General features: G+C 68.1%; 17 protein-coding genes. 7 read left to right on the top strand and 10 right to left on the bottom strand.

The genetic code is table 11. The features are described 5' to 3' along the window. Nucleotides 1–80: 80 nt before the first annotated feature. The 3 genes from P1L40_RS10955 to P1L40_RS10945 are packed head-to-tail and all read left to right on the top strand — an operon-like array spanning nt 81 to nt 2,991. Nucleotides 81–1,133: a metal ABC transporter substrate-binding protein gene (locus tag P1L40_RS10955; protein ID WP_284006974.1), complete on the top strand. Its 1,053-nt coding sequence runs from the start codon at nt 81–83 to the stop codon at nt 1,131–1,133. Next, nucleotides 1,130–1,927 carry a metal ABC transporter ATP-binding protein gene (locus tag P1L40_RS10950; RefSeq protein ID WP_284006972.1) on the top strand — a complete coding sequence of 266 codons (798 nt, stop codon included), beginning with the start codon at nt 1,130–1,132 and terminating at the stop codon, nt 1,925–1,927. The genes P1L40_RS10955 and P1L40_RS10950 overlap by 4 nt, the downstream gene beginning before the upstream one ends. Then, the gene (locus tag P1L40_RS10945) at nt 1,924–2,991 is read left to right on the top strand and encodes a metal ABC transporter permease (protein WP_379774245.1); all 1,068 of its coding nucleotides are present in this window, start codon (nt 1,924–1,926) and stop codon (nt 2,989–2,991) included. The genes P1L40_RS10950 and P1L40_RS10945 overlap by 4 nt, the downstream gene beginning before the upstream one ends. Before the next feature lie 33 nt (nt 2,992–3,024). On the opposite strand, the gene P1L40_RS10940 is transcribed toward P1L40_RS10945, so the two are convergent. Together P1L40_RS10940 and P1L40_RS10935 are read right to left on the bottom strand one after the other, a co-directional pair. Beyond that, complete coding sequence (locus tag P1L40_RS10940) at nt 3,025–5,049, bottom strand: DUF7997 domain-containing protein (RefSeq protein WP_284006970.1); 2,025 nt, start codon at nt 5,047–5,049, stop codon at nt 3,025–3,027. A gap of 74 nt (nt 5,050–5,123) precedes the next feature. Next, a complete protein-coding gene (locus P1L40_RS10935; RefSeq protein WP_284006968.1) occupies nt 5,124–7,691 on the bottom strand; it encodes a glycoside hydrolase family 15 protein in 2,568 nt (855 codons plus the stop codon). 139 nt (nt 7,692–7,830) lie between these two features. Between P1L40_RS10935 and P1L40_RS10930 the strand changes: the two genes are divergently transcribed. After that, on the top strand, nt 7,831–8,874 hold the full coding sequence (locus tag P1L40_RS10930) for a TrmB family transcriptional regulator (protein ID WP_284006967.1): 1,044 nt from the start codon (nt 7,831–7,833) through the stop codon (nt 8,872–8,874). On the opposite strand, the gene P1L40_RS10925 is transcribed toward P1L40_RS10930, so the two are convergent. Both P1L40_RS10925 and P1L40_RS10920 read right to left on the bottom strand, forming a co-directional pair. Further along, entirely contained in the window at nt 8,871–9,371 is a 501-nt protein-coding gene (locus P1L40_RS10925) for a type IV pilin N-terminal domain-containing protein (protein ID WP_284006966.1), read from the bottom strand. The two genes, P1L40_RS10930 and P1L40_RS10925, sit on opposite strands and share 4 nt — an antisense overlap. 83 nt (nt 9,372–9,454) lie before the next feature. Continuing rightward, the gene (locus P1L40_RS10920) at nt 9,455–10,453 is read right to left on the bottom strand and encodes a glutathione S-transferase family protein (RefSeq protein ID WP_284006965.1); all 999 of its coding nucleotides are present in this window, start codon (nt 10,451–10,453) and stop codon (nt 9,455–9,457) included. 165 nt (nt 10,454–10,618) lie between these two features. Here P1L40_RS10920 and P1L40_RS10915 point away from each other — a divergent pair, with 165 nt between their 5' ends. Continuing rightward, nucleotides 10,619–11,152 (top strand): 50S ribosomal protein L16, encoded by a 534-nt coding sequence (locus tag P1L40_RS10915; protein ID WP_284006963.1) that lies wholly within the window; start codon nt 10,619–10,621, stop codon nt 11,150–11,152. A 132-nt stretch (nt 11,153–11,284) separates the two neighbouring features. On the opposite strand, the gene P1L40_RS10910 is transcribed toward P1L40_RS10915, so the two are convergent. Further along, the gene (locus tag P1L40_RS10910; RefSeq protein ID WP_284006962.1) at nt 11,285–12,109 is read right to left on the bottom strand and encodes a hypothetical protein; all 825 of its coding nucleotides are present in this window, start codon (nt 12,107–12,109) and stop codon (nt 11,285–11,287) included. 102 nt (nt 12,110–12,211) lie between these two features. Here P1L40_RS10910 and P1L40_RS10905 point away from each other — a divergent pair, with 102 nt between their 5' ends. Further along, a complete protein-coding gene (locus P1L40_RS10905) occupies nt 12,212–13,207 on the top strand; it encodes an ornithine cyclodeaminase family protein (protein ID WP_284011063.1) in 996 nt (331 codons plus the stop codon). A gap of 4 nt (nt 13,208–13,211) precedes the next feature. Here the strand turns inward: P1L40_RS10905 and P1L40_RS10900 are convergent, their stop codons facing one another. Beyond that, nucleotides 13,212–13,433, bottom strand: a complete 222-nt coding sequence (locus tag P1L40_RS10900; RefSeq protein WP_284006961.1) for a DUF7535 family protein — start codon at nt 13,431–13,433, stop codon at nt 13,212–13,214. Between the two features lie 124 nt (nt 13,434–13,557). Here P1L40_RS10900 and leuS point away from each other — a divergent pair, with 124 nt between their 5' ends. After that, nucleotides 13,558–16,239 (top strand): leucine--tRNA ligase, encoded by a 2,682-nt coding sequence (gene leuS, locus P1L40_RS10895; protein ID WP_284006960.1) that lies wholly within the window; start codon nt 13,558–13,560, stop codon nt 16,237–16,239. Here the strand turns inward: leuS and P1L40_RS10890 are convergent, their stop codons facing one another. The 4 genes from P1L40_RS10890 to P1L40_RS10875 form a co-directional block, all read right to left on the bottom strand. Next, on the bottom strand, nt 16,240–16,695 hold the full coding sequence (locus P1L40_RS10890; protein WP_284006958.1) for a peroxiredoxin: 456 nt from the start codon (nt 16,693–16,695) through the stop codon (nt 16,240–16,242). It abuts the gene before it with no gap. 2 nt (nt 16,696–16,697) lie between these two features. Next, complete coding sequence (locus P1L40_RS10885; protein ID WP_284006957.1) at nt 16,698–17,099, bottom strand: Hsp20 family protein; 402 nt, start codon at nt 17,097–17,099, stop codon at nt 16,698–16,700. 63 nt (nt 17,100–17,162) lie between these two features. Next, entirely contained in the window at nt 17,163–17,978 is an 816-nt protein-coding gene (pheA, locus tag P1L40_RS10880; RefSeq protein ID WP_284006956.1) for a prephenate dehydratase, read from the bottom strand. Between the two features lie 90 nt (nt 17,979–18,068). Next, nucleotides 18,069–18,908: an aldo/keto reductase gene (locus tag P1L40_RS10875; RefSeq protein ID WP_284006955.1), complete on the bottom strand. Its 840-nt coding sequence runs from the start codon at nt 18,906–18,908 to the stop codon at nt 18,069–18,071. Between the last annotated feature and the right edge of the window lie 33 nt (nt 18,909–18,941).

Genomic DNA, 18,941 nt, shown 5'->3' with positions numbered 1-18,941 from the left:
CGGTAAAAGAAAGTTTAGACGGAGCTAATTCATAGCGTTACTTTCCAACTATGTCACGTAGTACGGATTCCGACAGAGCGGTGACGAGACGCGACGCACTGCGCGCCGGCGGTGCGGCGGCGCTGATGGGACTGGCCGGGTGTACAGCACTGCCGGACGCGCCGGCACAGACCGGCGGTGACAGCGACGACGGGGGCGGCGAGCCAGTCGCCGTGGCCTCGTTCTTCAGTTTCTTCGACTTCGGCAGGCAGATCGCCGAGGGGACACCACTGACCGTAGAGAACCTCGTCCCGACGGGGTTACACGGCCACGGCTGGGAGCCAAACGCCAGTATCACACAGCGCATCATCGAGGCCGACGCGTTCGTCCACGTCGGTACGGACTTCCAGCCCTGGGCCGACCGAGCGATCGAGACGATCGAAGCCGACGACGTGGACACGGCGTTGATCAACGCCCGCGAGGGGATCGAACTGGTGGACCTGGCGGCCTCTCTCGACCGCGAGGAAGAGGGCGTCGGCGCCCAGCGCGGGAAGGACCCACACTTCTGGCTCGACCCCCGACGCGCGAAACAGTCCGTCGGCAACATCGCCGAGGGGTTCGCCGACGTGGTCCCCGAACACGCCGACACGTTCCGTGAGAACGCCGAGCGCTACAACGCCGAGGTACTCGACCGGATCGATTCGGACTACGAGGCCGTCTTCGAACAGGCCGAACGCGACGTGGTCCAGTTGGCCGCACACAACGCCTTCCAGTACATCGGGGTGCGCTACGGCGTGCGGATGCGACCGCTGGTGACGAGTCTCGCCGCGAGCGGCGATGTCAAACCCGCCGACATCCGCGAGGCCGCGCGGGTCATCCGCGAGAACGACATCCGGTACATCGCCAACGGGGTCTTCGAGTCCCAGCGCCCGGCCCAGCAACTCGTCCGCGAGACGGGTGTCGAGGCGTACTTCCCGGCGACGCCGTACGCCGGTGTCCGCGAGGAGTGGGTCGAACAGAACTGGGGGTACGAGGAGATCGCCGACAACATCAACAGGCCGACCTTCGAGATCGTACTGGGCAACAAGACGCCCGAGGAGGCGGCCCCGTCGGCGGCGTGGCTCGAACAGTGGCGGAACTTCGAACCGGTATGACGACGCGAGAACGGCCCGATCACGGAGCCGGCACACACGAGCGAGAGGGGGTGACCGAACCGGTCGTCGACCTCTCGGCGGTCACCTTCGGCTACACGGCCACGCCGGTCGTCGAAGACATCTCGCTGACGATCGAGTCGGGCGAGTACGTCGCCGTCGTGGGACCGAACGGCTCGGGGAAGTCGACGCTGTTGCAGTTGGTACTGGGACTTCGACGCCCCGATTCGGGGACTGCTCGTCTGTTCGGCGAGCGCGCCGACCAGTTCGACGACGGCGAGCGGCTCGGCTACGTCGCACAGCACGCAAGCGCCGCGAAGGAGATGCCCATCACCGTCCGCGAGGTCGTGAAGATGGGTCGGTTCCCCCACGTCGGCTTCGGTCGCCTCTCCGAAGCGGACTGGCGGCTCGTCGGTGACGCGCTCAGGACCGTCGGGATGGAGTCGTTCGCCGACCGACGGATCACGCAGCTCTCGGGCGGCCAGCGCCAGCGCGCGTTCATCGCCCGGGCGCTGGCGAGCGAAGCCGACCTCCTCGTGCTGGACGAGCCGACCGTGGGCGTCGACGCCGAGTCGGTCGACGCCTTCTACGACCTCCTGGCGACGCTCAACGCCGAAGGGATCACCGTCCTCCTCATCGAGCACGACCTCGGGGCGGTCGTCGAACACGCCGACCGGGTCGTCTGTCTGAACCGCACCGTCTACTTCGACGGGCCGACCGACGAGTTCGTCGACAGCGACGCGCTGGCCCGGGCGTTCGGCACGGAGGCGCGGGTGCTCACGGGGGTCCAAGAGTGAGCGCGGACCTCGTGGCCACGTTCGTCGCGGGCGTCCTCGCCGCCGTCGATCCGTCGCTCGCCCTGCCGTTGCAGGCCGGGCTGGGTGCGGTCGGCGACCTGCTCTTCGGCGTCCTCCTGTGGGTCCTCGAACAGTGGTACTGGCTGATGGACTGGGCGTACTACCTGACCGGCCTGGAGATGCTGAACCCGCGATATCGGTTCATGCACCGGGCGATACTCGTCGGCCTCTGTGTCGGCGTGATGGCCCCGCTGATCGGGACCTTCCTCGTCCACCGACAGCTCGCGCTCATCGGGGACGCGCTGGCCCACACCGGGTTCGCCGGGGTGGCCGTCGGGCTGTTCCTGAACGCCGTCATCGACCTTGGGGTGTCGCCGTATCTCACCGCCGTCGTCGTCGCGATGATCGCCGCCTTGTTCATCGAACTCATCTCCGAGGTCACCGACGCGTACAACGATGTCTCGATGGCCATCGTCCTGTCGACCGGATTCGCTCTGGGGACGACGCTGATCAGCCTCAACGCGGGCGGGCTCGCGGTCGGCGTCAACCAGTTCCTCTTCGGGAACCTCTCGACGGTGTCGCCACAGAGCGCGGCCATCCTCCTGGTACTTTTCGCCGTCATCGTCGGGACAGTCGCGCTGACGCGCAACCAGCTCCTGTACGTGACCTTCGACGAGACCGCGGCCGCCGTCTCGGGGATCTCGGTCAACTGGTACAACCGCGTGATGGTGATGCTGACGGCGATGGTCGTCGTCGGCGCGATGCAGATTATGGGCGTCATCCTGGTCGCGGCGATGCTCGTCGTGCCGGTCGCGGGCGCGACGCAGGTGTCCCGGAGCTTCTCCGAGTCGCTCGTGGTCTCGGTCGTCCTCGCGGAACTGGCCGTCTTGCTGGGGATCGGGGCCGCCTACTACGGCGGCGTCACGGCCGGCGGGGTCATCGTCCTCATCGCCGTGGGGATCTACGTCTGTGCCGTCGCACTGGGGAAAGTACAGTCCGCCCGTGGCGAGCGCGAGACGCCCGAGATGGGGAGTATCGCCTCCGGCGGGACCGACGGAGACTGAGCGCGGCCACTGCTGTCTCTGTTCGACGGGCGCCTACTCAGCCGGCCCGGCCGCCTCTTCTGTCCGTAGCTCGCCGGTCGCGTCGAGGTGTGCGACCGTCGCCAGCCGCAGCGCGTGGGGCCACCCCAGCGGGGTCGCACAGTCCGGTGTCCCGTCGTCGTACAACTGCTCGGAGAGGTAGCCGTTCGGCTGGACGAGCGACCCGCCTGGGAGGAGTTCGCCCAGCAGGTCACGCGAGCGGGCGTAGGCGGTCGCCGCGCGGACGCCCTCGCCGTGGTCGGAAAGCAGCGAGCCGAGCTGTGCCGCCGCGTTGGCCCCCCAGGCCGTCGAGACCGTCCAGACCTTCTCGTCGGCCTGGCCGTTCTGTCGCCACTCGTCGCCCTCGAAGCGGACGAGCCCGCGGATCGCGTCGGTCTCGCGTTCCAGGCCGTCGAGCGTCGCTCGGATGTGGGTGTCGAGGCGGTCGAGCGTCGCCTGGGGGAGTTCGACCACCTCGCCGTACTCCCGGACGGCCCCGGCCAGCGCGAGCGTGCCGGAGTCGAGCCGCTCGTCGAGTTCGCCGTCCCGACTCCGGAGCGCGTAGGAGTCGCCGGTCCAGAGCCGATCGAGGCCGTCGTGGACGGCGCGGGCCTGCTGGCGGGCGTGGTCCCGCAGCGCCTCGTCGACCGGTGCGCGTGCGACGGCGGCGTAGGCGTGGAGGAAGGTCGCGGCGGTGTGCGTAAAGCGGCCCTGCATGTTCTCCCAGGCGTTCTGGCAGTCGATCGGGAGGCCGTCATCGAGGAGCGTGTCGTCGAGGCTCTCGACTCCCCGTTCGATCGCCGACTCGATCCGGTCGGGGTCGTCGGGAGAGCCGGTCCGGAGATAGGTCGCGAGAAAGCCCAGCACGCTGCCGGTCTGGTCGGCCTGGTAGTCGGTATCGTCGCCGCTCTCGATGCGGGCGTTGGCCCAGCCCGGCGCCAGCGTCTCGTCACCGGGCCAGACGCGGTGGGGCCAGCTCCCGTCGGGGAGTTGGGTCCGACAGTAGAAGGCGGCCGAGCGCTCGTGCCAGTCGGCCAGCCCGAGACCGAGGTACTGATCGCCCCCGAGCAGGAAGCCGGCGATCTCGGCGTCGTCACGGAACCAGGTGTAGCCGTAGCCGCCGGAGGTGACGAAGAACGGATCGAAGTCCGGCCCGGCCATGCGGGCGCCGTTGTCCGCCGACAGCAGGGAGACGACCCGCAGATCGTCGACGACTGTCTCCCGGGAGGGCGTCGACTCGGGGACCGACCAGGATCGGCGCTCGTCGCTCGCCCGGGCGAGCGTGTCGACGCTGTCGTGTGTGGCGGCGAGGTCGGCCACCTCGGAGAGGGCGTCGGCCCGGTCCGTCTCGTCGATGTCGGTCAGCAGCGTCACGAGCGTGACGGCGCCGTCCTCGAAGGAGGCACTCACGACGGCACCGCCGGTCAGGACCGCGTCCTCGTAGCGTTCCTGTGTCGTCTCCCTGGGGAACTCGACCGGGCCGTCCGCGACCAGTTCGTCGAACCGCTCGGGGATCTGTCCGTGGACGGTCTCGATGCCGGTCGAGACGCCGAGGTAGTCGTGTTCGTCGCGGTGGTACGCCTCGACGGCGTCGTCGTGGACGAGCAGGCTCGTCCGACCCTCACGGCCGTCTGGAGCGAAGCCGACGAACGCCTGTAGCGTCGGGTCCGCCGGGGCGTCCCCGCGGAGTTCGAACCGTGTGACGTGTGCACAGCCGATGGTGCAGTCGGACTGGACGACCGACCAGCCCGACCGCTCGTGGACGGTCTCGACGACGCCGGTCGCCCCGCGGTAGCGCTGCTCCGCGTCGGCGTCGAACCACGTCGTCTCGTCGGTCTCGACGCCGAAACGGGACTGGTCGATCCCGGAGAGGCCACAGAGCGGATACGAGTAATCACGCAGCGACCCGTCGGCGTCGACGTGGACGAGCCGGTCGTCGAAGCCCGAGAACATCCCGTCGGTAGAACGCAACTCGCCCGGGAAGTGCCGGTCGTGGTCCCGGTTCCGTTTGAAGTCGTTCAACGATGTCCGGAGCGTCATTGTCACTGTTCATCACGTCCGCCACCATAAATGATGGTGTAATACTTTTTCGTAGTTCGAATCTGCGGGACTTCTCAGACCGACTCTTGCCGGGTCGTCGTCGCCACGTCGGGAAGGTTGCCCGTCGCGGCGACGACGGTGACGCGGCTGTCTGCCGGCGCCGCGACGGTCAGGTCGAGGCCGCCGCCCTCGACGTGGACCGTCTCGTGTTCGGTCGTGACGACCACGTCCTCGCCGTCGCTCTCGCCGGTGACTGTGACCGTCTCCCCGGTCCGCTCGATGGTCACGTCGAGGTCGGGACCGACGGGTCGGTCGCCGTCGAGATACCGGTCGGCGACGACGGCGGGCGTCTCGACCGGTTCGCCGGCGTCGATACTCCAGGCCAGCCGGACGAACTGGGCGTTGGTCCACGACAGCGGCGTCGCGCTGGAGGTCCCCTCGCCGAACGCCCAGTCGAAGGCGTTGCCCTCGTCGTGGTCCCACACCTGCTCGGGGAGCATCCGGCCGTCGTTGCCGAAGCCGGCCATCGTCTCAAGGAGGGCGGTCGGCTCGAAGGTCGGGTCGTCGCGGCGGAGTTCGTACTCCCCGCGTTCGCCCGAGAGGAACGCCCACAGCCGCCCTCGTCCGGTCATGTCGGGCTGCCAGGGGGCGCCCGCCCGGAAGGGCTTCTCGCCGTAGCCGTCGCCGGTGTACCGGTACCACGCCGGCCCGTGGGGCGTCTCGACCATGATGTCGTCGTCGTACTCGGCGACGCTGTTGCGGATCGTCTCGTCGTCTGCCGGTCGGATGCCCAGCCGGACGAGTTCGAGGAAGCCGCCGTCGATGATGTCCCGCTCGTCGAGGGTCCCACCGCCGTTCGTGTGGGTCCGGAGTTCCCCGTCGTCGGGGTTGGCCTCGTCGGTCACGCGGACGTAGTACGGCGTGTGCTCGTGCCGGTCGGTGCCAGTCTCGGTCGCGTGCCAGTCTTCGAGTCGATCGGCCCAGTGGTCCGCGACCCCGAGATACGTGATCGCGTCGGCGCGCTCGCCGGCCGCCAGTGCGAGATCCGCCGCACAGACGAGTCCAGCGATCTGTGCCGCCGTCGTCGACGGGGAGTAGCCGGCTTCTTCCTCCCAGCGCTCCTGCTGGCTGTCCGGGCCGTTGTGGACGATGTACGCCGAGGAGCGCCGGACGTGCTCGTAGTCGTAGCCGGCTTCCTCGAACCCGTAGTCGTGGCGCTCCCAGAGTTGCTGGGCCATCACCTGCGGGACGGCGATCTCGTCTAGCTGCTCGCCGCCCCAGCGGGTCCGGCCGTCGAGGAAGGTGTTCTGCGGGAGGAAGCCGTCCGCGCGCTGCTGGCGAGCGTAGATGTACTCGGTGGCGTCGATGGCGCTCTCGATGTCACCGACGGCCTCGAACCCCGTGAAGGTGTGATAGAGGTCACGCCCCCAGACGTAGTTGTAGCCGTAGTCGGCCGGCTCGTTGGCTTCGACGGCGTCCCCCCACGGCACCGACGGGCTCGCGATACCGGCGCCGGGGTAGCGTTTGGAGTCGGCGGCTTTCATCACCATCACCGCCGTCCGGTACTGGGCCAGCAGGTCGTCGTCGTCGGCGACACTGTCGGGGACGGCCACTCCGTCGAGATACGACCGCCAGGAGTCGACGTAGGCCGTCCGGATGTCCTCGACCGGTGTCTCCAGTGCGCGCTGGGCGGTCGCCAGGGCCGCCTCGTCGTCGGCGCCCTCGGCGAAGCCGAGCGCGACCGTCGCGTCGCCGCTCGCCAGCCGGCCGGCCATGACGACGTTGCCCGCGGCCCGCTCGCGGCGCTGGCTCGCGTCGCCCTCGCCCAGCAGCGCCGTCTCGACGCTGCCCTCGCGGTGGTCGACCGTCGTCCAGTCGAAGCCGTCGGCGCTGGCGACGCCCAGTCCCACGTCGATCGGGCGGCCGTCGTCGTCGCGGAACACCCGCTCTGGTTCGCCCTCGTCGTGGTGGGCGACCAGGCTGTACTGGCGGCCGTCCTCGGCGGTCGACCGTTCGAGGACGGTGGTCTCGACATCGGCCTCGGCGTTCGTCGCCGGACCCTCCCGGGCGATGTCGAGACCGACGTTGACGCCGTCGCCGTCGTCACTCTCGAACGCCGACGACGCCGCTGGCGGTTCGTGGCGGGCCAGGAGTCCGTCGCCGGTCGCTCGCGCGATGTCGTGGTTCGCGTGACAGGACAGCACCGGGTCGACGACGACGTAGCAGTCGTAGCCGTCGCCCTCGAACTCGATGTCCACGACGAGCGCGTCCGCCTCGGGGTGGGCGACGTGGTCGACGGTCAGTTCCCAGTCGCGGTCGTCGGTCGGCTCAGCGGTCTGTCGAAAGAGCAGCGCATCGTCGCTCGCTGCTGTCGTCGTCCGGTCGACGGCTGCCTCCCTGTCGCGTCGCTCGCGGAAGGTCCGAACGGCGTAGCCGTCGCCGTCGGTGACCAGGAAATCCACCGTCCGGACGTTCATCACGTCGATCCGAGGGAACCGGACCTCGGTGACAGCGCCTTCGGTCAGGGTGTACCAGACGCGGGAGGGATCGGTCGACTCGTGGTCACAGACCGTCCCGAAGCCGTACTTCTCGCCGACGGTCCAGTGGGTCGTCGGCTCGACTCGCGGGTCGTTCGATGGCATACCCCCACCTGAACGACCAGTACCTTAATGTTTTCTCGAAATGTATTGAACTATTACAACGAAACTGGCGGATCGGTCGACAGCGGCTCGCGCACGACCGAAACACAGTTACTTGCGACTACGGAGATTGTGACAACAGATGGACGACTCAACGCTCGCAGCGCGGCTCGAACAACTCGGTCTCTCCGAGAAGGAGGTCGACACGTACCTGTCGATCCTCCGGACCGGCGAGGCCAAGGCCAGCGAGATCGCCGACGACACCGGCGTCTCGAAGCGCTACGTCTACAGTATCAGTGAATCGCTCGAAGAACGCGGGTTCGTCGATGTCAACGATCACGTCGTGCCGACGACGATCCGGGCCCGTCCGCCCGAGGAGGTCATCGCCTCCCTGACCGACCAGTTGACCGAGATGGAGACGGCGCTCGCGGATCGGTTCGCCGATACGGAGCGGGAACCCCAGCAGTTCGATGTCATCAAGTCCCGCGTGACGGTGGTCAAGCGCCTCAGCGAGTACATCGCCAACGCCGAGAGCGAGATCATGCTCTCGGTCCCCCAGCAACACCTCCCGGAGATCGGCGACGAACTCGCCGCCGCGGTCGACCGCGGCGTCCTCGTCATGCTCGTGGTCAACAGCACAGACCGGATCGACGCGACCGATGTCGCCGGGAAGGCCTCCGTCGCCCGCGCCTGGGAACAGGGAATGCCGATCATGCTCACGGTCGACGGCCAGTACGGACTGGTCGCGCCGGCGGACATGGTCCTCCGGACGAACTCCGACCAGCGGGCGATCGCGTTCGTCCAGAAACAGATCGTTCCGATCCTCTCCGGGTCGTTCCTGGGGAACTACTGGCCGATGGCGACCGAACTACACGTCGCCGAGCCGCGCCCGCTCCCGGCGACGTACCGGAGCTTCAGGCATCTCGTCTTGCAGGCGACACTCCGGCTTCGGGCCGACGAGGACGTGACCTTCTCCGCCGAGGTCTACCCCGTCCAGGCCGGCGGCGACACCCGACACATCGAGGGCCGGGTCGTCGACACGCGCCAGGGGATGGCCGAGCCACAGACCAACGCCTATCCCATCGAACACACGCTGGTCATCGAACTGGGCGAGGAGACGGCGACGATCGGCGGGCCGGGCTCGTTCCTCGAAGACTTCGAGGCCGGCGAGGCCCGCCTCAGCTAACGGGTGCTCGGGTCCGGCCAGCGGTAGACGACGTACGTCTCGGTCTCCTCGCTCGTGTCCGGCTCCCAGACGAGCCTGAGCGTCGCCTCGCTCAGATCGAGGTGTTCGCCCGGTCCGACCCCGCTGAAGTGGTCGGCGTTGATGGTGAGCTCCGTCCCCGCTCGGATCTCCGTGGGCGCCTGTGCCTGGACGGGGCTGGCGGTCAGCGAGACATCGTTCCCGCTGGAGTCTCTGGCGCCGCTCACGACGATCGAGAGTTCGTCCCGCTGGAGCGTGTCACCGCTTCCGACGCTCAAGTTCAGATACTCCCCGCTGGGATCGGTCTGCTTGTTGTAGTCGGCGACGATCGCGACCTGTGGCGCGTTCCGTGGCTGTTGCTGGCCGAGATCGAGGACGAACGACCCGACCACCGCCGCCAGGACGACGACGATCGCGATCATCAACACGACGCCGATGACGGTGCTCACCCCCCGCGCGTTCCCGACGAGATCGGTCATTGCACCAGTATCTGCGACTATCGCTTAAAAACGCTGCCGTCCACTCAGTCCGCGATACGGCGGCCGGCGAACCGTGATCCGCGTCAGGCCGTCGCCAGCAGGTCCTCGGGGAGGTCCCCGGGCAGGTCGTCACGGTCGTGGGAGGCCGAGAAGTCCGGGTCGGGCCCCATCGGGACGATGCGCTTGGGACTCACGTCCGGGTGGGTCGTGTAGTAGTGCTCTTTGATGTGGTCCATGTTCACCGTCTCGGCGACCCCCGGCGTCTGGAAGAGGTCGCGGAGATACGGCCAGAGGTTGTCGTACTCGCGGACGAGCCGGTGGTTACACATGAAGTGGGTGTGGTACACCTCGTCGAACCGGACCAGCGTCGTGAACATGCAGATGTCCGCCTCGGTCAGCCGGTCGCCGGCGAGGTAGCGCTGGTCTTCGAGCACCGCGTCCCAGTGGTCCAGGGCGTCGAACAGCTCCGCGACCGCGTCGTCGTAGGCGTCCTGGGTGTCGGCGAACCCGGTCCGGTAGACGCCGTTGTTGATCGGTTCGTAGATCTCGTCGATGAGCCGGTCGACCTCGTCCTGGTAGCCCTCGGGGTAGAGGTCCACGTCGTGCTCGGCGAGCGCGTCGAACTCGGTGTCGAGCATGCGCAGGATCTCCTCGGACTCGTTGTTGACGATGGTCGCTTCCTGTGTGTCCCACAGGACCGGTACCGTCACCCGCCCGGTCATCTCCGGGTCCGCCGCGAGATAGACCTCGCGGAGGTAGTCGGCACCGTTGACCGTGTCCTCGGTACAGCCCGCCTTCTCGGGCGTGAACTGCCAGCCGTCGTCGTCACGGTACGGGTCGACCACGTCGACGCTGATGGCGTCTTCGAGGCCCTTGAGCCGCCGGACGAGCAGCGTCCGGTGAGCCCACGGACAGGCCAGCGAGACGTAGAGGTGATAGCGTCCCGCTTCGGGCTGGAAGCGCGCGTCGGGGTCGTCCTCGATTCGATCGCGGAACGCCGTCTCCTGCCGGTCGAACTCCCCGTCGTCGTTGGTCGTCTCGTACGCGTCCGTCCGCCATTCGCCGTCGACGAGCATGTTCATGGTATCCTATCGGAGGGCGTGAACGGGGATAAACACCCCAGCAGGGTAACACCAGTGTCACCTCCTGTGCCGTCGGAAACCGCCATCGACAGGGGATGACACGCCGTCGCGTTGGCTTCGAAGCGCTTATCCCCCCGCTCGGCCACGTATCGGCCAAGAGTACGTATGTCGGAAAAACCCGCCTCAATGTACCGGGACATCGACAAGCCCTCGTACACGCGCCGCGAGTACATCACGGGCATCCCGGGTTCGAAGATCGCACAGCACGAGATGGGCCAGAAACAGACCGATCGTGACGACTACCCGGTCCAGATCAGCCTCATCGTCGAGGAGTCGGTCCAGCTTCGCCACGGCTCGCTGGAGGCCTCCCGCCTCTCGGCCAACCGCCACCTCATCAAGGAACTCGGCGAGGACGGCGACTACAAGATGACCCTGCGGAAGTTCCCCCACCAGGTCCTGCGCGAGAACAAGCAGGCGACCGGTGCCGGGGCCGACCGTGTCTCCGACGGGATGCGCCAGGCGTTCGGGAAGATCGTCGGCACCGCCGCCCGCGTCCAGTCCGGCGAGCGCCTCTTTACCGCGTACTGCCAGGTCGAGGACGCCCCCCACGTCAAGGAGGCGTTCCGCCGTGCCTACAACAAGATCACGCCCTCGTGCCGGATCAAGGTCGAACGCGGCGAAGAGCTGCTGATCGCCTGAGTTTTCGTCTCGGAGTCGCCTCCGGCGATCCCATTCGGGGACCTGTCGTTCGAAACCGTCCGCAGTCACACGAGCCGTGCGTCCGGTGTCGTCGGCCCCGACGCTCTCCGGGTATCACCGCACACGAGGGAACTATTTCTCGACCGGCACCGTCGTCGTCCCCACGTCGCTGTACCGCACGGACTCGGTCACCCGTAGGGTCGTCCCGTCGCGGACGACGGTGTACTGGAGCGCGTACGAGCGGACGACGCCGTTTGGCGTCACCGTCGCCGTGAAGCTCACACCGCCGACGCGGTCCGCGGTCACGACGGGAATCCGAGTGCGGTCGGTCGCACCCTCGGTCGAGACGCGATACAGCGGTGCCTGGTTGAGCTGCATGATCTCCTCGTTGGTCAGCGAGACGTTGGTGACGTTGACGGCGCCGAACAGTGTCCGGATACGCTGGTTGAACGTGGGATCGAACGACAGCGCGTCCCGTGGCGGGAGCGGCGGCCCGCCGATACCGCGGCTGTCGGCGGCGATTCGTCGGTCGGTCGTCCCGTTCGCGGTCGTCCACTGGACCGCGCGGCCGTCCTCCCAGTGCGTCCGGACGGTCCGGTTACTGACGGCGGTGCCGGCGACGGCGCTGCTCGCCCGGTAGGCGTCGTACCCCGCGGCGGTCTCGACCCGGGTGTCCTGGCGGAGCCGGACGGTCCCGTCGGCCGTCTCGACCAGCCGCCGACGGTCGACGGTGTACGAGCGGTTCGAGAGCACCGCGACGTGAGCCCGCGTCAGCGCGTCGGCGTCGTCGACGCCCGCCTCGGTGAGCCCCGGCGCGACCCGGACCGTCCCCGGATCGGGCGTCGGAACGGGGGCCGGCGTGACGGGCGTCGCCTGGTCGGGCCCGCCGACGAACCCGCCACAGCCGGCCAGCGCGAGACAGAGCGCGACGACCGTCACTCGGAGCACGCCGTGCATACGCGAACGTGGTCGCGGAGGGCCATAACGGCTCGGCCGGGAATATCTCCGTCGAAGGTTCTTGTGGCCGCATATAAGTTCCAGCGGGTGCCACCATCGGACATGCAGACCCTGTTGCTCGGTCCGGACGCAGTCGAGAGACACGCCGACCTCCCCGCGGTCGTCGACGCGGTGTCGGCCGCGTTCGCCGCCGACGCGCGTGGGAACACGATCATGCCCGCCAAGTCCTACATCGACCTCCCGGAGTACAACGGCGACTTCCGGTCGATGCCGGCCTACGTCCACGCGGGTGAGTGGGACGCCGCGGCGGTCAAGTGGGTCAACGTCCACCCCGACAACCCGACCGATCACGACCTGCCGACGGTGCTGGGGACGCTGATCTACTCGGACCCCGAGACGGCGTTCCCTCTCGCCGTGATGGACGGGACCAACCTGACCCGGCTTCGGACCGGTGGGGCCGCGGCGGTAGCGACCGATCACCTCGCGGTGCCCGACGCCCGCTCGCTCGGCCTGGTCGGCGCCGGGACCCAGGCGTACACGCAACTGGAAGCGATCGCGACGGTCCGGGACATCGAGACAGTCGTCATCGCCGACCGGAACGAGCGGCGCCAGCGGGCGTTCGTCGAGCACTTCGCGGACCGGTTCGACGTTCGCGCCGGGAGTATCGCGGACGCGGCGGGCTGTGACGTGCTCTCGACGATCACGCCCGTCGAGTCGCCCATCGTCGACCGCGAGTGGGTCGGCGAGCACACCCACGTCAACGCCATCGGCGCCGACGCCGCCGGGAAACACGAACACGACGACCGCACGCTCCAGGACGCCAAACTCGTCATCGACGACTACGAGCAGTGTACCCACTCGGGCGAGATCAACGTCCCCTGGAGCGACGGCCTGCTGGACGACGACGACATCTACGGCGAACTCGGCGCCGTCGTCGCCGGCGACATCCCGGGCCGGGAGCGCGACGACGGCATCACGCTCTTTGACTCGACGGGGCTCGCGATCCAGGACGTGGCCGCCGCTCACGTCGCGTACACGAAGGCACGAGCGGCCGGCGACGGGACCGACTTCGAACTCGTCGGGACCGAGACGACCTGACTGGCTAGTTCGGTGCCAGCGACTCTGTCACCTTCGAGATCAGCCAGACGATGACGATAAACGGGAGCAGGGGGACCAGCAGGATCACGATGGTGAGGAACATCCCCCAGCCGAAGATGTCCATCTCCTGATCGGGGCGGTTGCCGGTCAGCGGCGTCACGGTCCGGAGCGGTTCGGGGAGGAGCGAGCCTGTCGACTCGCTGTCAGTCGGTGTGTCGTCTGCCATACCGAGTAGTTCGTCGGAAGTGACAATAAGCCTATGCCGAGGGCGGGGCGCGAGGCCCAGCGTGGCAGGACGGCCCAGTGAAGGGAAAGCTATAGCAACGTCGGTGTCCGACGTTCCGGTATCTATGACCACGACCGGTGACGAACGCGAGCGCGGGTTCGACCACACGGCCATCGAGCCCCACTGGCAGGAGGCGTGGGACGACGCGGACGTGTTCCGCATCGAGGACGACGCCACGGACCCCGAGTACGTCCTGGCGATGTTCCCCTACACCTCCGGGAGCCTCCACATGGGCCACGTCCGGAACTACACCATCACGGACGCGTTCGCCCGCTTCGAGCGGATGCGCGGCGAGCACGTCCTGCACCCGATGGGGTGGGACTCCTTTGGCCTGCCGGCCGAGAACGCCGCCGAGGAACGGGACACCAACCCACGGGACTGGACGCTGAAGTGTATCGACTCGATGAAAGAACAGCTCACGGAGATGGGCTTTGGCTACGACTGGGAGCGCGAGATCGCCACCTGTGAGCCGGACTACTACAAGTGGAACCAGTGGCTGTTCAAGCGCTTCGACGACGCTGGCCTGGTCGAGCGCCAGGGCGCCGAGCTGAACTGGTGTCCCTCCTGTGAGACGGTGCTGGCCGACGAACAGGTCGAAGGCGAAGACGAACTGTGCTGGCGGTGTGACACGCCCATCGAGCACCGCGAGATGGACCAGTGGTTCCTGACGATCACCGACTACGCCGAGGAACTGCTGGACGCGCTGGACGGGCTGGACGGCTGGCCCAACAACGTCCGGGAGATGCAGCGCAACTGGATCGGCAAGCAGGAGGGCGCAAGCGTCGCCTTCGAGGTCGGCGACTACGGCGCGGTCGACATCTTCACGACGCGACTCGACACCATCTACGGCGCGACCTACTTCTCGCTGGCGCCGGGCCACGAGGTCGCCCAGGAGATCGCCGAGGACAACGACGAGGTCGCGGAGTACATCGAGATTGCCGAGGGGGCCGACGAGGACGACCTCGACGTGACCAGCGGTGTCTTCACCGGCGAGTACGCCACGAACCCCGCGACGGGCGAGGAGATCCCCGTCTACGTGGCCGACTACGTCCTGACCGACGTGGGGACCGGCGCGCTGTATGCCGTGCCCGCCCACGACGACCGCGACCACGAGTTCGCTGAGGCCCACGACATCCCGATCACGCAGGTCGTCGAACCCGGTCCCGAGGCCGCGGTCGACGCCGACGAGATCGACGTGCAGGAACAGGCCTACACCGAGGACGGCGTCCTCGTCGACAGCGGCGAGTACGACGGGCTCCACAGCGAACAGGCCCGCGGGGAGTTCGTCGAGGTGTTCGACGGCGACCACCGCACGGAGTACAACCTCCGGGACTGGGGCATCTCCCGCCAGCGCTACTGGGGGACGCCGATCCCGATGATCGACTGTGACGACTGTGGCTACGTCCCGGTCCCCGACGAGGACCTCCCGGTCGAACTGCCGGAGTTTGTCCACACCACCGGGAACCCGCTCGACGCGGCCGAGGAGTGGAAACACGTCGACTGCCCGGAGTGTGGCGGCGACGCGGTGCGGGAGACCGACACGATGGACACCTTCGTCGACTCCTCGTGGTACTTCCTGCGCTACACCTCGCCCGACCTCGACGACGCCCCGTTCGACACCGAGCGGGCGACCGACTGGATGCCCGTCGACCAGTACGTCGGCGGCATCGAACACGCCGTGATGCACCTGCTGTACGCCCGGTTCTTCACGAAGGTGCTCGACGACATCGACCTGCTTTCCGGCGGCGTGCGCGAACCGTTCACGAACCTGACGAACCAGGGGATGGTCCTGGGCGCGGACGGCAACAAGATGTCCAAGAGCCTGGGCAACGGCGTCTCGCCCCAGCGGATCATCGAGGAGTACGGCGCCGACACCGCCCGGCTGTTCATCATGGAGGCCGCCCAGCCGGAGAAGGAGTTCGCCTGGAGCGCCGAGGGCGTCCAGTCCGCGCACAGCTTCCTCCAGAACGTCTACGAACTGACGACCGACTACGTGGCCGGCGACGTGGCCGCCGAGAGCGGGAGCGAGGACGCGGCCATCGCGGCGTACGTCGCCCGCGAGATCGACGCGACGGCGGCGGCTGCGACCACCGAGTACGAGCAGTTCCGTTTCAACCACGCGCTGCAGGCAGTTCGGGAACTGGTCTCCCTGCTCCGGCGCTACGAGGAGGCGACCGACCCCGACACCGAGACTTTCGAGCGCGGGCTGGTGACGGTGACGAAGCTGCTGGCGCCGGTCGCGCCCCACGTCGCCGAGGAGATCTGGCAGGAACTGGACAACGAAGGACTGCTCGCCCAGGCCGACTGGCCCGCCGGCGAGGCCCCCGCGGAGTACGACCTCGAACGGCGCCTGGTCGAAGACACCCGCGAGGATGTCCGGGATATCGTCGAGACCGTCGGCATCGAGGACCCCCAGCGGATCACGCTGGCGATCGCGCCGGCCTGGAAACACCGGGTCGTCGACATCGCCCGCGAGGCCGACAACGTGGTCCCGGCAGTGATGCAAAACCAGGAGCTCCAGCAGTACGGCGAGGCCGCCGCGGACTTCGCCAAGGACCTGGCCGGCCGCGCGACGTTCCCGGACCTGCTCGCACCCGAACGGGAAGTCGAAGCCCTCCGGCGGGCGGCGTGGCTGATCGAGCGCGAGTTCGGCGCCGAGGTCGTCGTCCAGGCACCTGAAGAGGCCGACGACAGTCTGTTGGACAACGCCGAGCCCGGTCGCCCGGCGATCGATATCGACGAGTAGCTACTCCATCGGGACCAGGCCCGCTTCCATCAGGTCCCGCAGGACTTCGGCGGCGTGGCCCTCCGCCCTGACGCCCTCGTAGACGCCGACGATCTGTCCCTTCGCGAGGACGTAGGTCGTCCGGCGGGCCCGATCGCGCTCGCGGATCTCAACGTCGAAGGCCTCCGCGAGGGTCCCGTCGGGGTCGGCAAGCAGGTCAAAGGAGAGGTCGTGTTTCTCGGCAAAGTCACAGTGGCTGTCGACATCGTCGGTCGAGACGCCGTACACCTCGACCCCGGCCTCGTGATACTCCTCGTAGCGGTCGTTGAACGCCTGTGCCTCGGTCGTACAGCCCGGCGTGTCGTCACGCGGGTAGAAGTACAGCACCGTCGGCGTCTCGAAGTCCGGCGAGACGCGGTCGCCCCACTGGTTGGTCGCGGTGATCGACGGCGGTCGCGTGCCGGGTTCGAGCACCATCGTCAGTTCACCGGGATGTCGGTCCCGTCGTCGGCGTCCTCGACGACCTTCGGCAGGTGGACGGTCAGGACGCCGTCCTCGTAGCTGGCCGTGGCGTCGTCCTCGACGGCGGCCGGGAGCCGAACGCTGCGGCTCAGCGACTGCTGACGACGCTCCCGGGTGATGTACTGCCCGTCGACGGACTCGTCGGACTCGCCGTGGTCGGCGGTGACAGAGAGGGTCCGATCCTCGACGAGTTTGACTTCGATGTCCGCGCTGTCGAAGCCCGGGAGGTCCATGTGGACGACGAACTCGTCGTCGGTCTCGACGACATCGGTCGGGACCGCACCGAGGGAGACCCCGAACTGGTCGGACAGGACATCGAACGCGCGCTCGATCTCGCCGAGCGGATCGCTGTCGGTCATACCTGGCCATACGCGGCCCCCAAACTTAATCTTCCGACGACAGGTCGACGCGGTGCCGACGGCTCAGTTGATGACGGTCTGGGAGTCGTACGACCCCAGCCGGCGGACCCAGCCGTTCTCGGCGAGGGCCTCGATGTCCGCCAGCGCGTCCTGGGTGCGCTCCTCGTAGAGGCCGGCGGCGATGTCGATGTGGAAGACGTAGTCGCCCAGTCGCTCGCCGCTGGGGCGGGACTCGACGCGGGTGAGGTTGATGTCCCGGTCGGCGAAGGGTTCGAGCAGTTCCAGCAGGAGGCCGGGGTAGTCGGCGTTCGGGTAGACGATGAAGGAGGTCTTGCTGCCGGCGTCGCTGCGCTCGCTGGCCGGCGCGACGACAACAAAGCGGGTGGCGTTCGAGGAGCGGTCCTGGATGTCCTCGGCCAGCACTTCGAGTTCGGTGCCGTTGGTGGCGTTCGCGGGGTGGCCGATCGCGGCCACCGACGGGTCCTCGCGCGCCCGCTCGACGCCGCGGGCCGTCGAGGTGACCGCCTCAACGTCGATCCCGGGGTAGTGTTCGTCGAGCCAGCCGCGACACTGCGCCAGGGCCTGTGCGTGGCTGGCGACGAGGTCGAACGACTCGCCCTGCGCCAGGAGCGCGTGTCGGATCGGCGTGATGATCTCCCTGACGACGGCGACATCGTACGTGCTGAAGGCGTCGAGCGACTCCGTCACCGAGCCTTCGATGCTGTTCTCGACCGGGACGACGCCGCGGTCCGCCTCGCCGTCGGCGACGGCCTCGACGATGGCAGTGACCGACTCGGAGAAGGTGATGTCGTCGTCCGCGACCGCCTGCGCGGCCCGGTGGGAGTACGTGCCGGAGGGGCCGAGCGTGATTGTCGTCATAGCTCCGGATACATCGCATTCCCTGAAAAACACCCCGGTGTCGGCGGCCCACAGCCGCCTGCGCCGCGGGCGGCCACTCGATGCCTGGCCTCAGGAGAGTCGGGCCAGTTCGTCGTCAGTCAGTTCGATCGCGCTGGCGGCGACGTTCTGTTCGAGGTGTTCGATGCTCGACGTGCCGGGGATCGGCAGGGTCACGTCCGAGTGGCCGAGCAGCCACGCCAGTGCGATCTGGTGGGGCGTCGCGTCGTGGCGCCGTGCGATCTCCTCGATCCCGTCGACGCCGTCGAGCTCGCCGGCGGCGAGCGGGTACCACGGGATGAAGCCGATCCCGGCGTCTTCACAGGCCTCCAGGACGGCCTCGGCGTCCCGGTTGGCGACGTTGTACTGGTTCTGGACCGTCGCGATGTCGACGATCTCGCGCGCCCGGTCGAGCTGGTCGACCGAGACGTTCGAGAGGCCGACGTGACGGACGAGCCCCTCGTCTTTCAGCTCCGCGAGCACGTGGACCGACTCCTCGAAGGGGGTGTCCGGGTCCGGGCGGTGGAACTGGTAGAGGTCGATCGGGTCCATCCGCAGCCGGTCGCGCGAACACAGCTGTGCGTTCCGGAGGTAGTCGGGGTCGCCGTGGGCGAGCCAGTCGGCGTCGGTGTTGCGCAGCAGGCCGCCCTTGGTCGCGATCACGAGGTCCTCGCGCTCGGTGTCGAGCGTCTCACCGATCAGCCGCTCGGAGACGCCCGGGCCGTACGAGTCCGCGGTGTCGATGAAGTCGACCCCGAGTTCGACCGCGCGCTGCAGGACAGCGCGGGCGTTTCCGATGTCGTCCGGCTCGCCGATGATACCGTCGCCGGTGATCCGCATCGCACCGAATCCCAGCCGCTTGACTGTCAGGTCGCCGCCGATGTCGAAGGTGTCGCTCTCGTTCGTGACCATCGACGGCCCCTTCGCCGCCGAGACGTAAATGTC

This window comes from Haloarcula pelagica, from assembly GCF_030127105.1.
GTDB lineage: Archaea > Halobacteriota > Halobacteria > Halobacteriales > Haloarculaceae > Haloarcula > Haloarcula pelagica.
This window is presented reverse-complemented; position numbering and strand designations above follow the sequence as displayed.